Source organism: Alteromonas infernus, assembly GCF_902705815.1.
In genome coordinates this window covers 1-24,814 of the sequence record NZ_CACSIG010000076.1, presented here as the reverse complement: position 1 = coordinate 24,814, position 24,814 = coordinate 1, and the positions used below count along the sequence as shown (strand labels likewise).

The 24,814-nt window shown below is 44.2% G+C and carries 19 protein-coding genes and 1 pseudogene; 6 read left to right on the top strand and 14 right to left on the bottom strand.

Annotation, left to right across the window (positions count from 1 at the left end):
* Positions 1-8: 8 nt before the first annotated feature.
* The 4 genes from ACX5J7_RS18210 to ACX5J7_RS18195 all read right to left on the bottom strand — a co-directional run bounded on the left by ACX5J7_RS18210 (position 9) and on the right by ACX5J7_RS18195 (position 3,447).
* Positions 9-749 (bottom strand): FlgO family outer membrane protein, encoded by a 741-nt coding sequence (locus tag ACX5J7_RS18210; RefSeq protein ID WP_020746178.1) that lies wholly within the window; start codon positions 747-749, stop codon positions 9-11.
* Between the two features lie 10 nt (positions 750-759).
* Positions 760-1,524: a FlgO family outer membrane protein gene (locus ACX5J7_RS18205; RefSeq protein ID WP_012518850.1), complete on the bottom strand. Its 765-nt coding sequence runs from the start codon at positions 1,522-1,524 to the stop codon at positions 760-762.
* Between the two features lie 4 nt (positions 1,525-1,528).
* Positions 1,529-2,194 carry a FlgO family outer membrane protein gene (locus ACX5J7_RS18200; protein ID WP_498707781.1) on the bottom strand — a complete coding sequence of 222 codons (666 nt, stop codon included), beginning with the start codon at positions 2,192-2,194 and terminating at the stop codon, positions 1,529-1,531.
* A gap of 524 nt (positions 2,195-2,718) precedes the next feature.
* Positions 2,719-3,447 (bottom strand): hypothetical protein, encoded by a 729-nt coding sequence (locus tag ACX5J7_RS18195; RefSeq protein WP_498707779.1) that lies wholly within the window; start codon positions 3,445-3,447, stop codon positions 2,719-2,721.
* A 256-nt stretch (positions 3,448-3,703) separates the two neighbouring features.
* Here ACX5J7_RS18195 and ACX5J7_RS18190 point away from each other — a divergent pair, with 256 nt between their 5' ends.
* Positions 3,704-4,195 carry a chalcone isomerase family protein gene (locus ACX5J7_RS18190; RefSeq protein ID WP_498707799.1) on the top strand — a complete coding sequence of 164 codons (492 nt, stop codon included), beginning with the start codon at positions 3,704-3,706 and terminating at the stop codon, positions 4,193-4,195.
* 87 nt (positions 4,196-4,282) lie between these two features.
* Here the strand turns inward: ACX5J7_RS18190 and ACX5J7_RS18185 are convergent, their stop codons facing one another.
* The 3 genes from ACX5J7_RS18185 to ACX5J7_RS18175 form a co-directional block, all read right to left on the bottom strand.
* Positions 4,283-5,461, bottom strand: a complete 1,179-nt coding sequence (locus tag ACX5J7_RS18185; RefSeq protein WP_474371757.1) for an alcohol dehydrogenase family protein — start codon at positions 5,459-5,461, stop codon at positions 4,283-4,285.
* 130 nt (positions 5,462-5,591) lie between these two features.
* A complete protein-coding gene (locus ACX5J7_RS18180) occupies positions 5,592-6,659 on the bottom strand; it encodes a YcbK family protein (RefSeq protein WP_498707777.1) in 1,068 nt (355 codons plus the stop codon).
* A 14-nt stretch (positions 6,660-6,673) separates the two neighbouring features.
* Entirely contained in the window at positions 6,674-8,062 is a 1,389-nt protein-coding gene (locus ACX5J7_RS18175; protein ID WP_498707776.1) for a L,D-transpeptidase family protein, read from the bottom strand.
* Positions 8,063-8,380: 318 nt separating this feature from the next.
* Here ACX5J7_RS18175 and ACX5J7_RS18170 point away from each other — a divergent pair.
* Positions 8,381-9,891 (top strand): annotated as a pseudogene (locus ACX5J7_RS18170) (ATP-binding cassette domain-containing protein).
* 109 nt (positions 9,892-10,000) lie between these two features.
* Here ACX5J7_RS18170 and ACX5J7_RS18165 read toward each other — a convergent pair.
* Positions 10,001-11,308 (bottom strand): short-chain fatty acid transporter, encoded by a 1,308-nt coding sequence (locus ACX5J7_RS18165; RefSeq protein WP_020743868.1) that lies wholly within the window; start codon positions 11,306-11,308, stop codon positions 10,001-10,003.
* Positions 11,309-11,383: 75 nt separating this feature from the next.
* The gene (locus ACX5J7_RS18160) at positions 11,384-15,439 is read right to left on the bottom strand and encodes a hybrid sensor histidine kinase/response regulator (protein ID WP_498707775.1); all 4,056 of its coding nucleotides are present in this window, start codon (positions 15,437-15,439) and stop codon (positions 11,384-11,386) included.
* 327 nt (positions 15,440-15,766) lie between these two features.
* On the opposite strand from ACX5J7_RS18160, the gene ACX5J7_RS18155 reads away from it, so the two are divergent.
* Positions 15,767-16,114, top strand: coding sequence for a carboxymuconolactone decarboxylase family protein (locus ACX5J7_RS18155; RefSeq protein ID WP_012518864.1), 348 nt, complete (start codon positions 15,767-15,769; stop codon positions 16,112-16,114).
* A 53-nt stretch (positions 16,115-16,167) separates the two neighbouring features.
* Here the strand turns inward: ACX5J7_RS18155 and ACX5J7_RS18150 are convergent, their stop codons facing one another.
* The 4 genes from ACX5J7_RS18150 to ACX5J7_RS18135 form a co-directional block, all read right to left on the bottom strand.
* Complete coding sequence (locus ACX5J7_RS18150) at positions 16,168-18,921, bottom strand: M16 family metallopeptidase (protein ID WP_474371763.1); 2,754 nt, start codon at positions 18,919-18,921, stop codon at positions 16,168-16,170.
* Positions 18,922-19,106: 185 nt separating this feature from the next.
* On the bottom strand, positions 19,107-19,400 hold the full coding sequence (locus ACX5J7_RS18145) for a YfcL family protein (RefSeq protein ID WP_012518866.1): 294 nt from the start codon (positions 19,398-19,400) through the stop codon (positions 19,107-19,109).
* 89 nt (positions 19,401-19,489) lie between these two features.
* The gene (locus tag ACX5J7_RS18140; protein WP_474371764.1) at positions 19,490-20,638 is read right to left on the bottom strand and encodes an ATP-NAD kinase family protein; all 1,149 of its coding nucleotides are present in this window, start codon (positions 20,636-20,638) and stop codon (positions 19,490-19,492) included.
* Positions 20,635-21,258, bottom strand: coding sequence for an elongation factor P hydroxylase (locus tag ACX5J7_RS18135; protein WP_015067547.1), 624 nt, complete (start codon positions 21,256-21,258; stop codon positions 20,635-20,637). Before ACX5J7_RS18135 ends, ACX5J7_RS18140 begins: the two co-directional genes overlap by 4 nt.
* Before the next feature lie 153 nt (positions 21,259-21,411).
* On the opposite strand from ACX5J7_RS18135, the gene ACX5J7_RS18130 reads away from it, so the two are divergent.
* The 3 genes from ACX5J7_RS18130 (at position 21,412) to ACX5J7_RS18120 (ending at position 23,852) form a co-directional block, all read left to right on the top strand.
* Entirely contained in the window at positions 21,412-22,122 is a 711-nt protein-coding gene (locus ACX5J7_RS18130; protein WP_020743872.1) for a DUF8198 family protein, read from the top strand.
* 66 nt (positions 22,123-22,188) lie between these two features.
* Positions 22,189-22,635, top strand: a complete 447-nt coding sequence (locus ACX5J7_RS18125) for an acyl-CoA thioesterase (RefSeq protein WP_020743873.1) — start codon at positions 22,189-22,191, stop codon at positions 22,633-22,635.
* The gene (locus ACX5J7_RS18120; protein ID WP_278384558.1) at positions 22,635-23,852 is read left to right on the top strand and encodes a retropepsin-like aspartic protease family protein; all 1,218 of its coding nucleotides are present in this window, start codon (positions 22,635-22,637) and stop codon (positions 23,850-23,852) included. Before ACX5J7_RS18125 ends, ACX5J7_RS18120 begins: the two co-directional genes overlap by 1 nt.
* A gap of 61 nt (positions 23,853-23,913) precedes the next feature.
* On the opposite strand, the gene ACX5J7_RS18115 is transcribed toward ACX5J7_RS18120, so the two are convergent.
* Complete coding sequence (locus ACX5J7_RS18115; protein ID WP_278384559.1) at positions 23,914-24,273, bottom strand: HopJ type III effector protein; 360 nt, start codon at positions 24,271-24,273, stop codon at positions 23,914-23,916.
* Positions 24,274-24,814 lie beyond the last annotated feature (541 nt).

The following is a 24,814-nucleotide window of genomic DNA, read 5'->3' as shown; positions in this document are numbered from 1 at the left end:
CGATAGGATTATGGCGAGACGGCCCTCGCCATTTTGTTTAAGTCCATTACGATAAACGCAGGAATATACACGTTTGCGCTTGCCACAACTTGCTTGTTCTTTAGCGACACAATACGCGCATTAACACGCACACCGCGGTCATCCTCGATAATAGTGCCGGTTACCACATGGTCCATTTCAACCTGTTTAGCAAGGGCTGCCCCATCACGAGTTAAAACGAAATCGCCTACAGGTGTAACGGTAATCCCACCTGCCAGTTTAAAATCGACAATCGCTAATCCAAAATCTTGAAGTTCGGCAATTAAATATTCAGAAAGTTGATTCCCAAGCACTGTGCTGTTGTTGAGCGACTGATTAAGCCGAACAAAACTCGCCACACCTACCATGTCTTGTTGAGTTAACCGGGTTGTATTTTCCATTAACTCCATGGCCAGCTGCGAGGCGTAATCGTTCAGCCGCTTGTGGGTTTGGGACGGTGAGTACCCATTATGTAGCGGGTCTTTATAGCCGGGCTCTACCGCAACATGCTGCTGATATTCTCTATCTCGCGAGTCTGGTGTGTATTGTAAGCCTGAACGGCTGGGCACAGGGACCGGCTCTTCATGATGGGTAATTTCGCCATCTTCACCTAGCCAAAAAGAACCTATGGATTTGGTGCTTGTACAACCGCTAAGCGACAAACCACAAAACACCAGCGCGCAGGTCAGTCGCTTTTTAAGCGCTACATTGAGGTTACGGCTAAACATCATGTTGCTGCTCCTAGCCTCGACTTAACTTTACGCCATCGCGCATGCCGTTTTGCTGACTACCGTCACTTGGAATAAGTGCATCTACCACGTAGAACGGCACTAACATTTGTGCGGTTGCTACGACGGCACGTGACTCCATGCCTAAAATACGCGCGTTAACCAAAACGCCACCTTGATGCTTGGTCATGGTTCCGGTTAGCACATATTCAATAGGAAGGCTGCTGCTCAATTCCAAATAGTCTCGGCTTAATACAAAATCGCCATCGTCAGTAATGCGAATATACTCGGTGGCTTTGAAGTCGATAACCGGCACGCGGAATTTATGCAGTTCGTGAACAAAAGATTCCGCCATCTGACGGCCTAGCAAATCCGTTTTCTGCAAGTCAGTGTCTAACAATGCGAAATGGGTTACACCGATAGGTGTCTTGTTATTCACATATTCCATATTCGCAATTAAGTCTTGCGCCATGTTCTTCACATAGTCGCCAATGTGCTTGGTTAGAGGTCGACCTTTATACGCGCCCTGTACGCTCGAATACAAAGGAGGTTGACCAATGGCGCCATACGCGTCCATACCCTGAGATTGGGTATCATTGGTACTTTCGACTGGCTTTGAGGGAGCACGGTCAGCGGCTGTAATATCGATAACATTCATGGCCGGGCGCTGAGGCGCTTGTTCTGCTACCTCTTCCTCCCCCATCATCATAGAGCACCCGCTAACGCTTAGCAGTGAGGCACAGAGCGAAAGCGCCGCGTATTGATTTCGTCTTTTCATGGGGTTACCTCGTACCTTCAGTTCTGTATAACTTGCCGTTTCGGGTTGTTACTTGCCCTTCTCGCCAAAACAGTTCGGCAGGGAAAAAGCGTGTTGCCGCAGCGACAATGTTTTTATTTCTAGCGTTGATAATTCGAGCGTTAACCACCGCACCAGACTCTTGGTACACCATAGTGCCGGTAATATAAAAATCGACGCGCTCAATGTTGGAAAGCTGGTCGATATTGCGCGTTAACACTCTGTCGCTTTCGTTACTAACAATTATATCGTTCGAAAGCTTAAATTCTTGAGTAGAAAAGCCTCTTTTCGTCGCCTCAGTAATTATTCCCTGTTCAAGTTGATGGCCCAACAACATTAACGGATGTTGATGGTCGGCACTGTATTTCATGGTATCGGCAGGTACAAAGCCGACTACCGCGTAGCGTGACTGACGTGCCGGACCCACATCAGCAAAAAGCTCGTTGGCCAACATGTATGTGTGATATTCCACATTGCCTAAGGCAGTTACCTCACTGGTATCGATTTGCGAAAACTGCCCTTTTGGTTCTTCAAGTGTTGAACAGCCCACGAGCAAACCAACGCACAGTGTTGCACATGACATCACCTTTGCTAACCGACTACCGCTGTTTTTCAAAAAAGCGTAAGCGTCATTTTTTATCATACTATTCATTAGATATGTCCGTTAAAAAACGTCAAATTATCACCGCCTAAAAACGCAAAAGCCGATGTGAACCGTTGCGCAGCTTTTAAGGCTGACATTTTAATAAATCTTTTTAAACGCAAACTGCAATAATCGCACCAAACACCGGCACTATGAAGATGCGGACGGGCTCTACAAAGCGCCATATGTCGATTTTTAAGCTAAATGCCTGTTTTAGTGCGTCCCGAAAGGTCACAAACAAATCGATAGCCCGCACACCATGTTTAGTGTTAAATGACTAAATAAAGAAAAAGACGGTAACTTGTTGCCGCTTGTGTTAAATAAAATGCCGTTTTGAAGTGACCGCCCTCCCCTTCGTCTGAACTTAAGCACTTAAAAGTTTCTAAATGGTTCTAGTTAAATATTCGAGCTTGTGTCTAATAGTGCTCTGTAAATTTTTTGATGAATATAGGTAGAGTTTGCGATCACACTATATGCTTTTGGTGGGTTGGATAAATACGCTTAGCGTTTATGACTGAAACAAAACATCCCTGTTAATCGAGACCAAGCGCTTTTTGAACGTTAATCGCACTAACCCCTAACTGTTCAGCTTTTATCGTATCAATGGAGTCAAACTGTATTTTACAGCCAGCGTTTATCATACCAAGCCACGCACCACGCAATGCATCCGGTCGCTTTCCAGTCCAGAACGATTCGGTCTTTTTAATATATGCGACCACCGGTTCAACATAACCATCATTATAAAGTTGACGCACCAAATCAAAGTCTGGGCCAAAAGCGCCTATTAACGCAGAATCTATATCATTTATTGAATTTTGAAGGGCGCTAAATGCCTTCTCAACGTTACCTTTTCGGTAGGCAATCCACGCTCTCGCGATATCTACGTAGTGGTTTTCACTGCTAAAGCCATCGTAAACGTCGCCCGCAATTTGTTGTTCAATGCTCATTTTATTTGCATTGTCGAATGCGCGCTCTATCTTCAATTCAGCTACCTCAATAGGCTCAAACTGCGCACTATATTTTATGTGCCGGCTTAAGTTATTAAGGACCTTATATGAATTACTGTTGTTAGATAAACTCAGTTGATAATCTTGCAATGTATCACTAAGCAATCGACGATTCCTTGATTCAAGATACGCAAAACGCTGCTCGATATACGCTAGGTACTCGGAATCATCGCAGCCTTGTAGGTAATCTGCATGGCTTTGTTTACTCAAAGTAATAATAAGGGGAACGAAAAGAAGAAAGCGTATAAACTTCAAGATAGTCTCTATTTTTTGTCATTTATCTTCGTACTGAGAAAGTATCGAAATTGATCGTAAGTAGTCGTTAACTGTAATTAACGATATCAGTATTACCCTTGTTACCTATTTCAACAGCTTTTTCAAAGGAACAGTTTTGTCGCAAGTAATTTTTAGCCGCGTTTATAGTTTTTTAGTCATGTCTTGCTTTTCTTTGTCGGTAGTTGCCGCGACTGATTCGTCATATACCCATAACGATTCTAGTGAAAACACTGTAATAAACATCCACAGTTCCCTTTCGTTGAGTGGTACAACAATTAAAAAGCGCTTTTTCTTTAACGTCTACAGACTGAGCCACTTTATGGAAAAGCCTAAAAGTGATTTCCCTACAAAAGATTCGCTTATCACGTTCATCTTGAATGCAAACACACAACAGCGCATCGAACTAGAGTTCCTGAGAGATGTACCCCGAGAGCAAATAGAAGAAGCCCTCATGCAAGGTATTGAGCAAAATAACGCTGATTCTGACCTGAGTAAGATTAAAGAAGATATCGAAAGGTTATCCTCTGGCTTTCAGGATGAAGTAGAAAAGCATTCCACCCTAACGTTGTCTCGATTGTCTCAAAAGGAGCTTAATGTATTTTTCAACAATACCTTAGTTGTCAAAACTGAAAATCAAGCGTTAGCCGATGCCTTGTGGTCCATATGGTTTGGCAAAGACCCTATTGTGAATACTGAAGATTTAGTACAAAACATTTTGGTTAATTAGGTGAATTATGGGGTGCAAGGCAAATGCGGTTAGCATCGCCATATGCTATGCATTTGCCATTCGCGCACGTTTTCTTCCAGTACTGAGCTAGCGATTCAACTTATCAATATACGTTTGTTGCGCTGTAGTCTGCTCGGGTGGCAACAACACAATTTTACCCATGTGCTTTTTCTCAGAGAAATCTTTTTGTGCTGTTACGATATCTTCCAGCGGGTAAGTTCTAGCTAACATAGGTTTTATTTCACCGCGCTCGATATATGAAATAAGATTCGGGAAAACCGGCTCGTCCCACGCAGTACAACCAATAAAGGTAAGATCTTTCAAGTAAAAGTTGCGCATATCAAGCGTGACTATTGGCCCTGCGATGGCGCCGGAAGAAGCGTAGCGACCACCGCGTTTCATAACCACGGACATTTGAGTGAATCCTTCACCTGCAACGTTATCGACAACTACATCTACGGACTTTTCTCCTAACACTTCAACTAGGTCGCTGTTGCGTTCGATAACGCGGTCTGCACCTATTTCCTTAAGCACATCCATTTTATTTTTACCAACAACGGCGGTAACTGTCGCACCACGGCGTTTAGCTAACTGCACAACAGCAGAACCTACACCACCTGAAGCCCCAGTCACCAAAACATGCTCCCCTTTAGAAACGCCGGCTCGATGAACCATATTTTCAGCAGTACCATAAGCACAAGGTATGGTTCCGAGTTCGGCATCCGACCAATCGCACTCTACAGCGAAGGCTTCACTCGCCGTTATTTTTACGTACTGGGCGAAAGCACCATCGAAGTCTGACGCCATCCAAATATTTTCTAGTGAGTCCCAAGAATCTTTACGGATGCAAGAACGTATTAAAATTCGCTCTCCGATACGTGTAGGGTCCACGCCTTCCCCAACCGCCACGATTCGACCACAACAGTCAGTCCCTTGAATAAACGGAAACGGGGTTTGTTCATTCCATCCACCGTCTAACTCTTCTGCTGCGCTTGATTTCTCTTCGTCATTCTCGTCCAACGCGTCAGTGCCTTGAGTGACTTTAGAAGAATACCAACCTAATCGAGTATTAATTTCTGTATTATTGACACCAGCTGCTAAAACCTGAACTAGCACCTCGCCAGCAAGTGGTTTTGGCATGGGGACATCGGTGTAATTTAACTGCTCATAACCACCGTTCGCCATGGTCACCACAGCCTTCATAGTCGTATCATCAGGTTTTACATCGAATCTTTGCTTGTCGCCAAGCAAGCTAGTAATACTCATAATCTCTCTTAAGTTTAGAATTAATAACAATTAGTACGCTAAAATAACGTATGCCTGTCGCTCATGCAAAGTAGCTACGCTATTCAGCTTTATATTTAAACGGTTGAACAGTCCCTTAGATTTGCTGAGCTTAAGGCTTTCTCCATCGCGCTTTGATCCCTCGGGTATCAACGTGAATAAACGGCCCCCGGTGAGGTTTTGGGCCGTATACCCCTAGACCGCCAATTAAGCCTTTATATTCACTACGTTTATTAAGCTCGGCTATCATTCTAGCCATAACGTCAGCATCTTTGATACTTACCGCGCCGTCTTTGTTTAGGTCGTCCATTCTGTAGTTACCGTCATTATCTACAAAAACGTCGGCGGCATCGCCATAGACATGTCGGCTAAATTTAACGTTGCCGATAGCTTTGTTGTACTGGGGAGTCCTGTAACCGCTCATGATCACCATGTTCGATACATTGATACTGTTCATGTTCATCTCTCTTCTAAGCATTTCCAGCTTTAACAGCAGAGACGGGCGAAGATATACAAACTTAGGGTAGCCAGAGCGCTGTTTACTGGTGAACTCCTTTAACTTGAAATGAGGAGATAAAAGTAGCTCTTGGTTTTCTTCTGTTACTTCAATAAACCCTTCAGGTTCAACATAAACATCTTTGTTTTTAATTTCACTTTCATCTGGATAAGGCCCGATATGATAATACTTTAATCGTCCGCCTTGGACTTCCTCGGCAGGAACCATAACAAACACATTTAACGACATATTGACCTGTCCGTCTTCGCTTCTTATTTCTAGGCGCTGCTCACCAGGGACATCTTTCGCCTGCCAATGCCATGTCATAGACTCGGATTTTTCAACCATTACACCGTTTTCAAACAACTGATAGGTTTTGTCCGGTTGTGGATAAATAATTTCTAGCTCGGTAACCTCTTCAGGCAATACAAATAGCGAGAAAGCGTTGTAAGGCACCACAATATTATCAATTTTTAAACTAAACTCCGCGTCTTCTAAGTGAGCTTTGTTTTCAACTACAACTGGCTCATGTGGCGCAGCACGAGCGGCCGTTTGAGAAGCTTTACCCTGAACCATTTCGACGGATTTCGCATTTACGTTTTGCGCGGTCGAGAGCATTACTAGGGCCACTACCGAAGCTTTTAAGGTGCTCACTATCATCTTCATATCTTTTGTTACCATCATCACTTACCCTATTTTCACAAAGACGCTACCTGCGTTAGCGCTTCGGCATCGCGTCTATCGCGCTGATAAATATCGTTTCTAAAGTTAGCCTTACCGTTTTCATCGGCCCACGCGGTCCAGTACACCAAATGAATAGGCAAAGGCTCTTCAAGGTGAAAGGTTTTAGACTGACTTAGCTCGCGAGCCGAAATAACATTATCCATTAAGCTATCTACGCCCTGCTCTTCCGCTATAAGTTGGGCTAAAGAAAAAGGGTCTTCTAATCGAATGCAACCGTGAGAGGCGGCTCTGTTCGTTTCTTTGAACCATTGCTGATAAGGGGTATCGTGCACGTATACAGCGTGTCGGTTTGGAAAAAGGTATTTAACCTTGCCTAACGGATTTTTTTCGTTGGGGAGCTTTACTAAAAAATGGTCGAACTGATAAGGCTTCATGTCTTCCCAATCAATCGTATTGGGGTCAACCAACTCATCATCAACAAAACTGTCTTTGCGAATAACAATGTTGTTTTCTTCTAAGTAGTTTGGGTTATCCGCCACTTTTGGTGCTATTTCTTTCGTGGCAATAGAAATCGGGATACGCCATTCTGGGTTAACTACAAATTTTTCTATGTGATCGCTAAATGAAGGCGTCGCCCAGCTTGGCTTACCTACTACCACGTCTTTAGTGGCTTTTACTTTACCGTTACTAATATATCGAAGACGGAACTCGGGAATATTAACTAACACATAAGCGTCACTGTCTTTTTCTTCAAACATTTCCAAGCGCGTAATGTTTAGCGCTAGTTGCTGCGCTTTCTTTTTTGCTGTCACATTTAGCGCTGCAAGGGTTTTTCTTCCAACTACACCATCTACTAGAAGGCCGTGACGGCGTTGAAAATCTTTCACAGCGTTTTCAACGTCTTTATTGAAAACGCATGGCGCGGAGTTAACTGCTGTTAATGCATGAGTACAGTTTGTATTTATTGAGGGGTATTCTCTGCCCAAACGAGAGACCAATGCAGTTATTGCTTGAGCCCGCTCTTCACTGTAAATGGGCGTTTCATCAGCAGCAGCTTTTCTTAACGCGCCATTTTTAAGAAGTAAGTCTTCATTTAAGGCTTTCCAGCCACCTTGCTGGGCGATAGAGGAATAAAAAGCATAGGCACTTTTCATTTGCTTTAACTGTGCTTGTAAGGCAGAAGCAGTACTAGCCTCTTCCAATGCTCTAGGCGTTGAAGTGGAAACGGTCGAGGCAACACCTACCAAGGGTAACCAGAAAGAAGCAGCAGCGATAATGAGTCTTTTCGTTATGCTAGAAGTTCGCTTTTTAGGCGCTGAGACGCGACCTGAAGAATTCGCTCCCAATTGATTACTATTGCGCAATTGAACAGTATGCTTGATGGCTCGTTGTTCGGTTTCCATTGTTCCTTTCCTTGAAAATACACACATACATAAGGTCGCAAAACAAGTGCCAAGCAATAAGAGAAGACACAAACCATTGAAATACATTAATTATTCTAACGAACAGGAAATGACAAGGTTTAGATAACAGAATTATTATGTGTAGGTAATTCAGCTTTTCAGTAAGATTCTTACGGGAAAAGGTTAGAAAATAGCCGTAAATTTTACAATTTGTGTTTAAGCCGCCTTGCGGTTAGATAGTTATCGTTGTGGAATTCGGTAGCAAAGCGAGGTGCTGAAGCCTTATTCAACATTGACACATAAACAGAAAACTTCACAATAGTTCTACTTCTTATCCACTCGCGATCATTAATGCTGTATCTTTCTGAATTTCAAACAAAGCTTTCTAACCAATATATTACCCCTGCATTTTCGTTAACACTAAATAATGAAAAACCACCCTCGCACTACCTTATTGCAGGTAGAAATAGTAGCGGGAAGTCGCTTCTAATTTCTGCGCTTGCGGGTAACGGTAAAGTAGAAAGCGGTGTTCGCGAGAGTAGTTCGGTTGTTGCAGAAATATCGGTTGTTAAACAACAAGCGTTAATTGAAGAAGAAAAACAAAAAGACAGTGCGGATATTTTAGACGTAATCGCTGAGCCAACAAAAGTTCGAGAGTTATTCTTACGCACCAATGAGGATTATCAAAATCACCTTTATTACAACGAGCTAACCTCCGCTCTTAGAATTGAGCATTTGCTAGATAATGCGTTTCTTTCACTTTCAACAGGTGAAACCCGCAAGGTAATTATCATGCTGGCGTGGTTGAGCGATGCCGCAATTATTTTGCTTGATGAACCTTTCGAAGGCTTAGATGTTGAAGCGATTAACGCATTTAGTCGCTTTCTTGTTTCTCAACAACAAGCCGCACTGGCGTTGACCGCCAACAAGCTTGCAGACATTCCTGAGGGCCTTCATGCACAACTCATTGTTATGGATGATCTTGCTATTACGTGGAAATCTGACGGCGCACTTAATTATGATGACTTGCGCTCAGAATTAAGTACGTGGTTTGCGCTAGAGTCTGATGATATCGATGTACCTGCAGCGCTTAACGCTAATGACACAAACCGCAAGGACCAAAATCACAATAAGCAGAACAGTGAGCTTGATGCACTACCCCATACCTTAATTCAGCTGAATGACGGCTTTGTGCGTTTCGATGAACGCACTGTATTTGAAAAGCTTAACTTTACGCTTAATAAAAATGACCATTGGCAGATAACGGGCCCGAACGGGTCAGGTAAAACCTGTTTGCTTCAAATGTTTACTGGTGATAATTCCCATTGTTATACCAATGACTTAACAATGTTTGGCATAAAACGGGGAACTGGCGAAAGCATATGGGATATTAAGAAGCACATTGGCATTATGTCGAATTCGCTGCACATGCAATACAAAGTAAACGCAAGTGTTGAACATGTAATCATATCAGGCTTTCACGACAGCATTGGTCTATACACCCGCCCAACGTTGCTGAGCGAAACGTAGCAGGACAATGGCTTGCTGTTCTGGGTTTACAACAGAAGAAGAACACACCGTTTCAGTCGCTATCGTTTGGCGATCAGCGATTAGTGCTTATAGCGAGGTCTATGGTAAAACACCCTGCACTGCTTATATTAGATGAACCCTGCAACGGTTTAGACGACTTCAATCGGCAAAAAGCGCTTAAGCTTATTGATAAATTGGCTAAGGCTGGCACCAGTACTCTCTTGTATGTTAATCACAATCCAGAAGAGTGCATTCCCAGCATTCGCAACACGTTAAATATGAAAGACTATAATGTTTGAGATAGTATAAGCACCACCGCACAAGGCACTTAAATCAACGGTGGTAGTGCATTAGTTACTAAACATGCCCTTTTTCATATAACACTACAACGGCTAACGCAAAGCTTCTTCACACAAATCGTAAAACCAAGGAAATAATAACGCCAGTTACGATAAGCTGAACTAAGCAAAAACCCATTATATCTTTGGCTTTTAAGCCCGCTATGGCAAGTACGGGTAATGCCCAAAACGGCTGAATTAAGTTCGTCCAGGCATCGCCCCATGCCACCGCCATTGCTACCCTATTAACTTGCGCACCCAGTTCAGCAGCAGCGGGTAGGATTACAGGGGCTTGCACCGCCCACTGTCCTCCTCCCGAGGGTACGAAAATATTTACAATGCCTGCACTTATAAAACTCCACACGGGCAACGACTCTGCAGATGCAAAACTAATTAGCCATTCTGACATGCTCTGAGCTAATCCAGATTGCACCATAACCGCCATGATCCCCGCGTAAAACGGAAACTGTATTACAATCCCGCTGCCGCCCTGAACGGCTTGCTGCAAGCTATGTAATACATTACGTGGCGTACCATGAAGGACAATAGCAAGAAAAAGAAATAGCGTATTAACGATGTTTAGGTTTAACCCGCCGCCAGAAATAAAATAGTTCGTAAGATAAGCAAGCCCAGCGAAACCGACAAGTAAACCAAGAGCTTTGCTGTTTTCGAGTCTATCAGCGGGTCTTTCGTTTGCTGATGAAGGTAAAACATCGTCTTGTAGCTTTGTGCTATCAACAATCACGCTTTCAGATTTAGGAGGTAGCATTAAACGATTCACAAGGGGAATAACTACAAACATAATTACCAACAACAGTAAGTTGAAGCCACTAAAAATAGTCTCGCTGGTACCAATTACGCCTATTTGTGCCTCTGAAAAATGGCCCGGTGTTGCAATAGTTAACGGTACAGAGCCCGCCAAGCCGCCATGCCATACGATAAAACCTGAATATGCGCTCGCCACCAATAGTCGATAATCTACCGACACTTTTCTTGCAAGTGCTTTGGCGAACAACGCGCCTACCACTAGCCCGAAGCCCCAGTTTATCCAACTGGCTGTAAGCGACACTAAAGTAACCAGTACAATAGCGCTTCCTGGGCTTTTAGCTAAACGGGCGAGGTTTTCCAGCAGTGTCTTGACTAGCGGCGTGCATGCCAGCATAAATCCGGTTACTAACACTAAGAGCATTTGCATTGAAAAGGTTAGCAGCCCCCAGAATCCATCTCCCCACTGTTGAACTGTGGCAAGTGGAGATTGATCTTGAATGACCACCGCAAAGACAAGCGTTATGAGCGTTAACAATAAAACGAAAATATAGGGGTCGGGAAGATATCTTTCGACGAGTTTTACAAAGGGTTTTGATGCACGATTTAGCATTAACGCTCTCACAACTTGTTAAATACATGTTGCATATTAACGTATTTTTATGATTTGAGGAGTGTTCTTATTATTTTAAGCTAGCCACTTTTGTAACGTGAGGATTACTTTCTCTTGGTCAATAGGTTTAGTAAGAAAGTCGTTCATGCCCGACTGAAGGCACTTATCTTTATCACTTTGCATAGCGTTAGCAGTAATAGCCACAATAGGTATGCTTTGATAGTGCGCACCGGCTGCCCCACTTCTTATATGCTTTGTTGTTTCAAAACCATCCATTTCAGGCATTTGGCAGTCCATAACCACGAGTGAATAAGGCTTTGCCTGTTGCGGCTGCTGTAAAAACGCTAAGGCCTCTTTACCGTTGTTTGCCACATCTACTGTGAGCCCTTCACCTTCGAGTATCGTTGTTGCTACTAGCTGATTTATCGCGTTATCCTCAACTAACAGTACCCGCAAACCCTCAGGCGAATTGTGAGGTGTAGCGTTATGGCTGGCCTCCTCTACAGGCGCACTGCGCCCAAAATCATCAGCCTTATGTTCTATTTCGTTGGGGACCTTGGCCAAGATGTGTCTAAGATTCTCGGTGGTGAGGGGTTTCGGGAAAATTGATGCGATCCCTCGTGTTCTAAAGTGCTGCGCACTTTCGATATCTTGAAGTTCAGTCATTACCACTATCCGAATATCGGCAAATCTTGGTTCTTCAAAAAGCGCCATAGCAAAGTCTTTACCGCACATATCTGGCATTTTATTGTCGATAATAACTAAAGTGATTGGCGATGAAGACTTCAAACTGGCCTTACAGTGTGCAAGCGCACCTTTGGATGAATCTGCCACTGAAGTTTCTACACCCCAAACATTTAACTGGCGTTTCAGGACTTCTCTATTTGAAACGTTGCTGTCAACTATTAGGCAGTGTGTATGCGGGGCAACATCTGAAGGCGCCACGCTTTTAGCGTCATTAACCTTGTTCACTTCAAAAATAACTTCAAAGCAGCTTCCCTTTCCTACTTCGCTAGAGGCCTTTACATCACCACCTAACAGTTCACAAAGCTTTTTGGTAATTGATAAACCAAGTCCAGTTCCGCCATAGCGCCTTGTCGTCGATGCATCGACTTGCGTAAACGCTTCGAACAACTGTGCTAGCTTACGCGGCTCTATGCCTATACCCGTGTCTTTGACAGCGCAGCGCAGTACATATTGCCCTTCATTTTTTGAAGGTAATAGTGCTGCGGTAATACTCAATTCGCCTTGCTCGGTAAACTTCACTGCGTTGCTTAATAAGTTAGTGAGAATTTGCTGAATTCGTGTGGGGTCGGAGTTAACTTTTGATGCGTCGACTTTAGAAACATCAACAATAACCGCTAAACCTTTTAACTGAGCCGTGTGCGCAATAGATTGCGCCAAGGTCTCGATTAAACTTCGCAAATCAAAATCAACCGATTCAATTTCAAGCTTGTTAGCTTCTATTTTTGAAAAGTCTAAAATGTCATTGATAAGTACTAGCAGAGAGCTGGCGCTTGAACTCGCTATGTTAACCCGTTGCCCTTGTTCAACGGTTAAGTCACTTTTCTTAAGCAAGTCGAGCATACCAATAACACCGTTCATCGGTGTTCTTATCTCGTGACTCATATTGGCAAGAAATTCTGATTTTAGCTTGGTTGCTTCTTCAGCTTTTTCCAGCGCGTTTTTAAGGTTGTGGGCCTGTGCTTCGAGGGATGCAGTTTTTTCTGAAACCTGTTGTTCAAGCGCATGAACAAAGCGCTTCTGTTTGGTTATTTCCGTTTGGTGTAACCGGGTGCGCAAATACACTACCAGTATTATTACGCCAATAAGTAAGGCGCAATATAGTGTGTATGCCCACCACGTTTTCCAAGGAACCGTAGCTACGTGTAAGTTCACGTACAGATGATTTTCGCCCCACTCTCCATTTGGCTTCATTGCTCTTACTAACAATGTGTAGGTACCACCGTTTAAATTGGTAAAGGAAACCTTATTGTGGTCTCCCGTATCTATCCACTGCTCGTCATAACCTTCCAGTTTGTAGGCAAAGTGCGGTTTTTGCGACGCTGAAAAATCCAGTAAAGCAAACTCTAAGGAGAAGAAATAGTCTGTATATGAAAGGTAGATATCGGTGACATAGGATAGCGGTTTACTAAGCCGTATTTCTTGGCCCATTTTATTAAAACCTGTCAGCACTATATTTGAATCGCGAACTTCCCGCTGCCCCTTCTGATAGTTAAAATACTCTATTCCCCGCTGGCTGCTGGTAAAATAGGTATTTTGAGCCGCGTTAAGCAAGCTGTTTGAGTAGTAATTTTTTCCTGCTAACTCGGTTTTACTATTATAGTTGGTCGCTTTTTGAGTTTCGGGATCATAGAGAAATATTCCCTTGTTAGTCGTAAGCCACAAGGTGCCATTTTCACCGTCCGCTAGCCCGCGAATAAGCGGTGTCGGTAGCCCGTGCTGTTCATTGAATTGCTGAAACGTATTGGTACTCGGTAAATAAAGATTTAACCCTTTTTGTGTAGCGATCCATATCTGCCCACTTTGGCTTTCGTGTATATCTTCAATTATGTTACCTAATAGGCTGTTTTCTCGCGCCACATCGGCAGAATAAGTAACAAACTTGTTGCCATTACGAGGCCACACGCTGACGCCTTTGCCCGTGCCAACCCACATTTTGCCAGCACTATCTTTAAAAAGAATATGAATTTCAGGGTGAGATAAACCTTGTGCTTGCGTTAAGTGCTCAAAACTATTGTCACTGATGCGATAGATATACACGCCATTTTTGTAGGTACCTACCCACAAATCGCCATTATCATCTACTGCCAATGCTCTAAACTCCTGAAACCGACGATAACTATTGTCTGATTTAGGGTACTCTATACGTGTTACTTCGCCTGTTTGACGATTTAATCTCGCTAGGTAGTTGTCCTGCGCAACCCACAGGGTATCGTTATCGTCTTGGACGACTATAGGTCGTTCTATCACCCCACTTTCAGCATACCCATCAAAGGAAGCAAAAATCGAAGAAGCGTTTTTTTCTAAGCGCTGCTCGTTTACACGCCATGTGTAAATCTCTGCTTTGGCAGTAACAATGAGTACATCGCCATTTTCATCGAGCTCAATCCCATTAGGGGCAACAAGCGCATCGCTATTAATAAGCTTCACTGTGCGTCGTGGAGACAACTTAAAAATGCCGTGAACTTCACTCGTTATCCATTTCGTACCGGTGTGGTCTTCAAATATGATCCTCAGGCCATTTGTGTAGCCAAAATCCATTTTCTCGACCACGTTGCCAGTGTCTGTATGGCGATATAAACCGTTTGTCGTTACAAACCACACACTCCCTTCACTGTCTTCAAGCATAGAGTTCACTTGGCCTATCTCTTTTCCATCGCTCGTGGTTTGCGGAATAAACTCCCCGCCTTGTGGAAGAAAAAGAAAAGGCCCATCTTGTGTAGCAACAAAAAATTGGTTTGATGTGGTTAAAAGCAGGCTTCGTATTTCATTGGCGCCCGTGGCGGTATTGTTGTCTTTATCCGGGAAGAAGTGGGTTGCTGTTAAGGTTTCTTTGTTCAGTAAGTTCAAGCCGAAACTGGTTGCTACCCACAAGCTATTTTCGTCATTATCAAGCATATCCCAAATACGATTATGCGATAAACCCGCTGAATTACCCTCTGTTTTTTTAACCCGCTGAAATGCGTTCTCGCCAAGATACTTATTCAAACCCTGATCGTAAGTACCAAGCCAAATGTCGCCATTTGTATCGTGAAGTAACGATTGAATTCGATTAGAAGAGAGTGTTGTTTTGTCGCCTGGAACGTGTAAAAAGCGCTGAAATATACCGGTCTTTGGGTTGTACTTATTAACGCCGCCTCCCCAAGTTCCTACCCATATGTTACCGTCTTTGTCTAACATCAGGTTGCCAGCGTCATCATGAGATAAAGTGTTTATTTGCTCTGCGTTAGACTCGAAAAGCTTGACCTGCCGACCGTCGTAGCGCATTACGCCGTTTTCAGCTGTACCGAACCACAAAAAGCCTTGGCGGTCCTGAATAATGGAATATATCTCAGAAGAAACAAAACCATCGTCAGCGGTAAGCAGCTCGACGGAGTATTCGTTCATAAGCTTGTCGGAATTCGAGGAATAAGCGTGTGGGGCACTCACCAAATAAACGAATGCACATAGTAGAAAGTGGCGAAACAGGAGCCGATAACGCGTTATATTTTGCAAAGAAACATGCTCTTACTAGAAAAAGAAAAGACGAAGATATACGTTCGCAATATTAGATGATCCCTTTTAGCTTATCCATTCTACCAAAGGTGCATATATTGACCTAGCTTACCGTTTTTATTGATTTGAATCATGTAATCTATTCTTCGGTTTGCACAATAATTGCTGTTTATCTGATAACACGGTAAATAACCATACCGACAACAAAAAGGAGTCATCATGTCTAAATCCTACAAAGAAATCACAGAAGGCCTTAATCCTTATCTTGCAGAGGTGAAAAAAGGTGTACCTGAAGTAATGAAAGGCTTTTCGGCTATGGCTAAAGCAGCGACTGCCGACGGCGCACTGGATAAAAAAACAAAAGAGCTCCTTGCTCTTGCTATTGGTATAGCGACAAGGTGCGATGGCTGTATTGGTTTTCACGCTAAAGCGCTGGTTCATTTAGGTGCAACAAGAGCTGAAATTGAAGAAGTCTGCGGTATGTCTGTATACATGGGTGGCGGCCCCTCGTTCATGTACGCGGCAGACGCTCTGCGTGCTTTCGATGAATTTAGTGAAAGTGAGTAAGAAAAAAGGGCCGATTATTTTCGGCCCTAAAATTCAATTTAAGGTTTAGGTCGTTACAGTGAATTCATACTTTGTACACTGACAGGACCAAGCTCTGCAGCTTCAACTTCTGCTTTGATTTTTTCAGCATCGCCGATGATGATCCACGTTAGTTTATCTGGGTGCAATACTTCTTCAGCCGCTTTACTGAGGTCACCTAAAGACAAGCTGTTGTACTTTTCGACCAAAGACTCTGGGTAGTTGTATTGTCTGTTGAACCTTTCACTCGACAATAGGCTGTACAGCACCGCATTGGCTGTCTCAAACTGACCTGGCAGTGAGCGAACTTCATCAAGTCGTGCTCGTTCAAGTTCCTGTGCCATTGGCGGCTTATCACCTATGTAGGCATTAAGCTCTTTCTTAAGTTCTAGCAACGACGGGCCTGTTTTATCGGTTTGAACCGGAGCATAAACCATAAATGGACGTCGACCTCGAGCATCTTGTAAGAAAGTGTACGCACCATAAGACCAGCTTTTATCTTCACGTAAGTTCATATTAATGCGAGCAGTAAAAGCGCCACCTAAGGTTAAATTCATGGCCTTGATGGCAATATTGTTTTCAGCACCAGTCGGTGGTGCTAAATGCGCAGCAAGTATAAGAGACTGCTGTGCTCCAGGACGGTCGATAATAATTGCTTGGCCTTGATCAGGCATTGATGCTTGGGCAATTTGCTTGGTGCCCTTGTCACCTGCAACTTTCCATTTGCCAAACTCTTTTTCGAGCATTGGCTTAATCGCGTCTAATGTGGTGTCGCCAACAACAAATATAGTCGCGTTATCAGGGCGAAGCCATGTATTCTTAAAGTTAACCAAGTCGCTTCGCGTAATTGCCTTCACGTCTTGCTCGGTTCCGGTACCGGTAAATGGAATACCATAGGCATGGTCATCACCATAGATAAGCGGTGGAAGCAAAGTAAGGGCAATACTTACAGGGCGAGTTTTTTGCTGTGCTATATTACTCAAAATAAGCGCACGTTGACGTTCAATCTCTTCTTCTTTAAACGTAGGTGATTTTAAGATATCACCGAGAAGTTCCAAAGAAAGTTCCATATTTTCCGTTAGCATCGACATGCCAACTGTCGTGGTATCTAAATTTGAGCCAGCGTTTAAATTGGTTCCTAACTGTTCAAGCTCTGCTGCTAGTTCTAAGGCATCGTATTTACCCGCGCCTTCGTCGAGCATCTGCGTGGTAAAGCTTGCAAGGCCCAGCTTGCCACCTGCGTCAGCGGCGTAGCCTGCGTCAAATTGCACCGCTACATTCACCAGTGGAACCGTCGAGCGTTTTGCAAACACCACATTAACGCCGTTAGAAAGCGTAGTTTCCGTAACGTCAGGGAAGCTTAACTGTGTTTCTCTATCAATTGATGGCAAACCTGAACTGCGATCAACACCTTCAGCAACGGCTGCATGCTCAATGAAAGGTACAACCGTAATTTGGTGCCACCCTTCTTTTAGCCATTTATTCGCTGCCGCTTTAACGCCTTTAGGTGTTGCCTGTCCCAGCTCATCTAATTCGGTTTTAAAGTAATTAGGATCGCCAGCAATAAATTCACCAGTAGCAAGCGTATCGGCTTTACCGCCGAAACCACCCACTTCTTCAAGACCACGAATAATTGAAGCTCGACGTTTAGTCGACACCAATTTGACTTCATCTTTACTTGGACCTTTACGCAAAAACTCACTAATGACTTTGTCGATTTCTTTTTCCACTTTAGCCACGTCAACGCCGTCTTTCACGTCAACCGTAACGCCAAAAATTGATGCCATTTGCAGCTCGTAATTGAACACTGAAGCATTGGTTGCGATTTGTTGGTCGTAAACCAGTTCTTTATAAAGACGAGAATTTTTGCCGTCACCTAACGCGCTTGCAGCAATAAACAAATCAGTTGCGGTTGAAGATGTATTCTCAGGCGACACCCAAAGGCGATAAATACGTGATTGAGGCACTTTGTCTTGAATAATTTCACGGGTATTTACGCTGCGTTTCGGCACCCATGCTTGCCATTTAGATAGCGCAGGACCCGGCTCAATATCCCCAAAGTACTTGTTTACCAGCGGCTTCGCTTCTTCGGCGTTAATATCACCGCTTAACACTAAAATTGCGTTATTGGGGCCATAATATTTATTAAACCAGCCCTTTACGTCGTCTAAAGACGCTGAGTTAAGGTCTTCCATTGAACCAATCACCGTGTGGTGATAAGGATGCCCTACAGGAAATAAGCCTTCAAAGATGTGGGTAAACACGCTTCCATAAGGCTGATCTTCACCTTGGCGCTTTTCATTTTGTACAACGCCACGCTGTTCGTCTAACTTCTCTTGTGTTACCGCACCTAAAAGATGCCCCATGCGATCTGATTCCATCCACAATATGCGGTCAAGGGCTGGAGTAGGAACGGTTTGGAAGTAATTTGTGCGGTCAAAATTTGTGGTGCCGTTTAAGCCAGTAGCACCGGCTTCTTGAAGCGGACCGAACCATTCGTCGTCATAATTTTCGGTGCCATTGAACATTAAGTGTTCAAATAAATGCGCAAACCCAGATTTACCCTCAGGCTCATCTTTGGAGCCTACTTTGTACCATACCGCCACAGCTACCACTGGCGCCTTGCGGTCTTCATGGACAATTACGGTTAACCCATTATCGGCAGTAAACTTTTCGTAGTCGATATTTATGTCGTTTTTAGCAAACGCTGAGCTTACCAGCGTGCTACTTACTGCCAATACACCTACGCTTACTTTTAAGCGCTTGGTGAGGTGTTTAAGTACACTCATTTCGTCATCCTTAATCTTTTTAATTGTGCTAAATACCACAAAGCGGCGCTATGCCTGCCTTAAAGATAAATCAATCTGGCAGTTAATAAAGGATTATGACGTTGAAAACTGTAACGGATTGTAAAAAGAGAAAAAATATCGAGCGTGGAGATTTAAATGTCTAGGCTCAAGGCTAGAGGTCGCAATTATATTGCGACTAGTCGTGCCCAAAGCGCTTTAACTTGCTTTGCATCCTCGCTTTCCAGTTCATTGTTTTTAAACGCACTTTCAAGGCTTGATAGCATTTTTTCGTTTAACAATTCCAATGAAGCGTCTTCACGCATTTCTAGCTGTCGCGCTTCTACCGCGAAGTGGCCTTGCAAATAACTTGCAATGAAAAGTTCATCGTCACTGCCGTGGTTCACCACGTCATCAAGTGATGCTTCAATTTCAGCGATAGCTTTCACTACCCCTTGAGGGGCTGCAGCAGGTGGTAACACGTCTTACTCCTTCCTGTTGTTGTATATCAGTTTTCTATATTTTAATTTTCAATTCGAGATGGAATTGGTTCGCACCAAACGCCAATCGTTTAAACAGCCTGGCAAAGTACTTTGTCTTTGTAGCCGGTAATAACCGTAAACGCACCTGCCAATTCAGCGTCAAGCGCGGCGTCGCTTGAATCTAAGCGAAGCGGTTTGCCGTTTAATGCCTGTAGCTTTTGCTTTGTAGCCACAACAAGCATGTTTTGTTTGCCAATTTGGCGAATAAAAGCCGGGCTTAACTGTTGATTTCCACGCCCTAAAATATGGCCCTGACCACCAATCACAGTTAAAATGACTTTGGTCGGTTTGTTTTGAGTCAATGAAACAAGTTCATCAGCGGTAACGTCACTTGCTATTAACTCTCCTTGCTTTACCACATCCACACCTAGCATGGTGTTGTCTAAGCCAAGAAACTCCATGACAGCGCCTACAGTGGAGCCTGACCCCATGACAAAGTACGTATCGGGTTCATCATCCATAATCTCGCTTACATAGGCAGCAATATCATCAAGCACCAGTGCTTCATCTTCTTTGCCGCCCATTTTTACCGCTTGTACGTAAGTTAACTCGGCCGGCACGCGCATTTCACCATAGTGTTTGGCAATAACTTTCCCTTCGCGAAACGCGTTTTCGTCAATATCACGCACTTCGGCATCCATTTCGCTTACTAGTTCACCGGCGATCATTTGGCTTACTACCTGCCCCGCTGCCGCTGGTGATACACAGTAAACGCCTGAGTGAATTTTACAGCCCGCTGGCACACCTAAAACCGGTACTTGAGTGCCAACCACACTGCAAATATTGCGCGCGGTACCGTCGCCTCCGGCAAATAGCAGTAAGTCGACTTGAGCATCTACCATGGCTTTTGCCGCGCGCTCTGAATCTTCACCTTCGGTTTGTTCAGCGTCAGAGGCGTAGATTACCTTGTAAGAAACACCCAAGGATTCACACACCGTCTCACCCATGTCACCGGACGCTGTGAATACGGTAAATTGACCTGACAGCGCTTCAAGAATACTGAGCGCTTTCGCCATTTTTTCATTGGCTTTTTTCTCGGCCCCCATAGCCAGCGCTTTTTCACGAATTTCAGCACCATCGCTGCCTTTTAACGCGAGCGCGCCGCCTATACCGGCAAACGGGTTTACCACAACCCCAAGTTTAAACAAGGCTGGGCTACTACTACCAGTTTCATTCATGCCGCATCTGCTCCTGTTGGTTTAGCTTGCCTATCACCGTTAAATGTTGCCGATAAAGCCTCTATGAAGCGCTTTGCTCGTGGGGGAAAGCCGTGTTCGTTGTAATGAGCACGCTGAGCCGCTACGTTTCGCGTAAAGCCTTCTCTATCAGGCTCTGCCCCATTCAAATTATCGGTACTTACCTGAAACTTTCTGCCGGCGGCTTCTGTAAAAGCCCACTCAATGGCTTGCGGCTTAATTTCCACTTTTTCAAAGTCTGCTTGTTGGGCCTCGTCTCGCCCATCGGGGCAATACCAATAGCCGTAGTCCTCGAGCTGTCGGCGCTTCTCACCGGCAATACACCAATGCGCGATTTCGTGTAACGCACTCGAGAAGAAGCCGTGTGCAAAAACTATCTGGTGGTAACCCGTATCGTCGCCTGCCGGGATATAAATGGGCTCATCGTCACCTAACACCAATCGGGTGTTGTAATCTTCAAAGGTGCTATTAAATAATGAGATTAACGTGGGAACATCATTGTCTATTTCAGCGTTTGCGATTTGTGCGCCGCCTTTTTCTTCAATGGTGATATCTTTGATAGCAATGTCTTCAGGAGAAATTTGACTACGTTGGGTGTTCATTACGTCCAAAAAATATTAACAAGCAAGCTGAGTTGATGGCGCAAGAGTATATCAGTAAAACTTTGTCATCTCACTTGAAAGCCGTGCTTGCATGGGTCAATCTAGGTTTACAACGGACATGAATAAAAAACGACGTACTACGGAGTGCTTCACTTGGCGCAAGATATAGCAAAACATATTCACAGGGTAAATGCCCTTCGCGATTTAGCCAATCAGTTAGGGGTGATGTCAGTTATTCATCAACTGCAACACTGGCAATGTGAGCGCCTGTTAGTATCCCACGACGACTTAGCGACGCAAAGTCGCTATCAAAAAGCCATGGGGTTCTTCGTTGAAGAGCTATACGGACCCAAAGATTTCAGCCAGCGAGATGCCGACTTGGTTCGGGTCATTCCCAAGTTAGCCAAAGTGTTGCCAGACAAAGCCATGAATGCGATGGATGACGCGTTAGCGCTAAATGCCCTGTCTTTTGATTTAGACATGGAAATGGCCCAGTACCTTCAAACACATTTTCCCGATGAGCCTATTAATCGGGATAATTACGCATTGGCTTACCGAGCCGTTGGCCGAATGGACGACCGTAAGCATCAAATCGATATCATTTCACATTTGGGCGATCAACTTTCCGATGTGATAAAAGTTCGTGGTATCGGTATGTTGATTTCACTGTCTCGCCGCCCCGCTAAACTTGCGGGCTTGCTTGCGCTTCATGAATTTTTAGAACGGGGCTTCAATGCGTTTAAAGCGCTGGGCGACGTACAAAGCTTTATTCAACCCGTGCTGGTACGAGAAAAAGCATTAATGCAGGCGCTATTAGATGCAAACGTAGCGCTGCCTGAAGATAACCCTTTACCTAACGTGTAACAGAGTTAGTCTAATCGCTGACTTATACCGCTTTCTACTGAGAATTTTAAGCAACAAGGAAAAAATTTGAGCCACACTAACCTAAACTGGGTGTTAGAGAATCCCTACGTTCAGCAATGGCACATAGATGAGACGCACATTGACCACTATCAGCATGTGAATAATGTAGCGTACCTGTCTCAAGTAGAAAATCTGGCTTGGGCACATTCAAATTCGCTGGGCTTACACTTTGCAGATTACCAGGCGCTAAACCGAGGCATGGTGATTAAGCGTCACGAACTTAACTATCATCTGCCAACTCATCTTGGCGACATCTTAGAATGCGCCACTTGGATTGTGCATTGTGATAACAAACTGACCTTGAAACGCCAGTTCCAGTTTATCTGCCCCAAGCGAAACAAAACGGTTTTTGATGCCGTGACAACCTTCGTATGCGTTAGCCTTGATACTGGCGCACCAAAGCGTATGCCGAAGCAATTTATAGATGTTTACGGAAAGGCGTGTATAAAATAATGAAAAAATGGCTGGCTGTTCTGCTTACATTATTTCTGTGTGTGTCGTTAGGCATAAACGTTTACCTATGGCTTAGCTTAAAGCAGCATAACGATACAGCTTATGGGATAGAGGCTAGCTATGAACACCTTTTAGAAGACGAATCAGCGTTAGACAGCGAAGCACACCTAAAGGGCAAGGCAGAGCCCTTCCATAAAAGACGTTCTCCCACCTCATTGTTGAATGCTAACGGCGCTAATACGCTATCAAGTGAAGGTGAAGATCGGCGCTCAACTTCAGCACAACTTAACCAAGACGATGTAGATTCACTGACTACCCTGCTCAACAACGGACAGTACGCGTTGCTCGCTACTGAGCTATCGAACTTTTTAAAAAATGACCCGTTCAACGAATCGCTGCTGTTGCTAGAAGGTGAGCTGATTGAGTTAACAAAGCCCCTCCCCACGGCGCTCGTGCATTATTACGACGTGGCTGAACTTCCTCTTTCAAACGAAACGCTATCGCTTATCGATACAAAAATTGCCACCCTTTATCAGCAGGCGCAAACTCAACTCAGTCAAGACGAACAATGGGAATTAGTCGCCCGACTAAACGAGCCCTTATACCAGCGAATACCCGATGCTAAACATTACACCCTTAATTTGGCCGAAGCGTACGCCTACCAGCAAAAACTTACGCTAATGGAGGATGTACTCGCCGCTCTGCCATTAAACGACAGAGACGCCAATATCATTCGCGATAAAGCCTATGAAATACGTGATATGGCTAGCGCAGACACCACGCCGAACGATAGCGAAATTGAACCCACAAGCCCGGGAACTGCTCGATATCAAACCCGCGTGACCTTGGAACGCATTGGCGATCAATACCGCCTTGAGACAAAGGCCCTTAACCAAAAAGCCACGATGATTTTAGATACCGGTGCCAGTACCACCGCAATATCCTCACGGCTATTTGCTCGATTAGGGCGTATGCGTAACCTCACGTTTATTGGTAACTTCAACGTGAGAACCGCGTCGGGAACGATAGAAGCTCCACTTGTTCAAATACCGCGCTTTTACTTTGCGGGATACGAGTTCAATGATGTTTCCGCCATTGTTTTACCCGAAGACGCCCTTCCCGATACCGATGGCCTGTTGGGCATGAATGTGTTGGGTGAGTTCGACTTCGCCATACTGCCAAAGACGAATGAATTGATTTTAAGTGAGAGAAATTAAGTTTAACCAAACGGTGTACTTTCATCAAAGTACACCTATTTAAACCACACTGAAAAGTCGTTTATTTGCTAACTTCAACTAACGGAAACACCTCAAATACCACGCCTTCATGGCCTGTTTCCATAAAATTGCGGATATTGGCGTGATCGTCACCTTCGGGGTTATTGAGTACGTCTTCACGATAAAATCGCCCGAACAAGGCCAGTGTTTGTGCTTGACTAAGGTTTAAATACTGACCGAGTGCGAGTAGTTTGCATGAGCCGTTGTTCTGATTTGCATCGTTTGACACATCGCCATTGGTGAAAGCGGTTGGCGTGAAGGCAAAGGCGCTATCAACGAGCGCGATAACGTCGTTAAACTCGATAGCTTGAGGAGAATTGCTCACTGCTTGAACAAGGTCATTGGTGTTGCTGAATGTCATGGTTATCCCGATAGAAAAAGAGAAAGATAATAACAGATCTATATCACTGCAACAGATAGCAACAGCCTCACCTTCAATATTTACATATCGAGTAGGGTGAGGCTTGCGCCTCATCCCTCTCACAGAACCGTACGTACGGGCCTCGTATACGGCTCCTGCATACTTCATATCACTTGCTAAGTGACACAATGCTAATTTGCAATCTAGTATCGTGCGCCCTATGGACATCGTTCATTTTCTAACATTGTGGTAACTTTCATTGCAGGGTTTGGCGTTCTAGCACTGAGGCAATCTACCAAATTTGACTACAATTACTTCCCATATACGGCCTGTCTCACCAGACATCACTATTCCTAGCGCACCGATTCGACTTGTCCCGCTGATCAGGCGGCTTGTGTATCAATGATAAAAAAACTCACAACTCATCAGAGTCTTAAGTCTGCTTCCCCCCTTCGCAATCCATTTAAGCTTTTGGCTAAAATGGATCCTATCAAACACAATGCTGATAGTCGGCTTGGTTTTACCCTCCACACCATTACTG

Bases quoted from the DNA above. Each gene is read 5' to 3' on its own strand.
- ACX5J7_RS18210 (WP_020746178.1), bottom strand. From the start codon at position 749: ATGATGTTTAGCCGTAACCTCAATGTAGCGCTTAAAAAGCGACTGACC.
- ACX5J7_RS18205 (WP_012518850.1), bottom strand. From the start codon at position 1,524: ATGAAAAGACGAAATCAATACGCGGCGCTTTCGCTCTGTGCCTCACTG.
- ACX5J7_RS18200 (WP_498707781.1), bottom strand. From the start codon at position 2,194: ATGAATAGTATGATAAAAAATGACGCTTACGCTTTTTTGAAAAACAGC.
- ACX5J7_RS18185 (WP_474371757.1), bottom strand. From the start codon at position 5,461: ATGAGTATTACTAGCTTGCTTGGCGACAAGCAAAGATTCGATGTAAAA.
- ACX5J7_RS18180 (WP_498707777.1), bottom strand. From the start codon at position 6,659: ATGATGGTAACAAAAGATATGAAGATGATAGTGAGCACCTTAAAAGCT.
- ACX5J7_RS18175 (WP_498707776.1), bottom strand. From the start codon at position 8,062: ATGGAAACCGAACAACGAGCCATCAAGCATACTGTTCAATTGCGCAAT.
- ACX5J7_RS18165 (WP_020743868.1), bottom strand. From the start codon at position 11,308: ATGCTAAATCGTGCATCAAAACCCTTTGTAAAACTCGTCGAAAGATAT.
- ACX5J7_RS18160 (WP_498707775.1), bottom strand. From the start codon at position 15,439: ATGAACGAATACTCCGTCGAGCTGCTTACCGCTGACGATGGTTTTGTT.
- ACX5J7_RS18155 (WP_012518864.1), top strand. From the start codon at position 15,767: ATGTCTAAATCCTACAAAGAAATCACAGAAGGCCTTAATCCTTATCTT.
- ACX5J7_RS18150 (WP_474371763.1), bottom strand. From the start codon at position 18,921: ATGAGTGTACTTAAACACCTCACCAAGCGCTTAAAAGTAAGCGTAGGT.
- ACX5J7_RS18140 (WP_474371764.1), bottom strand. From the start codon at position 20,638: ATGAATGAAACTGGTAGTAGTAGCCCAGCCTTGTTTAAACTTGGGGTT.
- ACX5J7_RS18135 (WP_015067547.1), bottom strand. From the start codon at position 21,258: ATGAACACCCAACGTAGTCAAATTTCTCCTGAAGACATTGCTATCAAA.
- ACX5J7_RS18120 (WP_278384558.1), top strand. From the start codon at position 22,635: ATGAAAAAATGGCTGGCTGTTCTGCTTACATTATTTCTGTGTGTGTCG.
- ACX5J7_RS18115 (WP_278384559.1), bottom strand. From the start codon at position 24,273: ATGACATTCAGCAACACCAATGACCTTGTTCAAGCAGTGAGCAATTCT.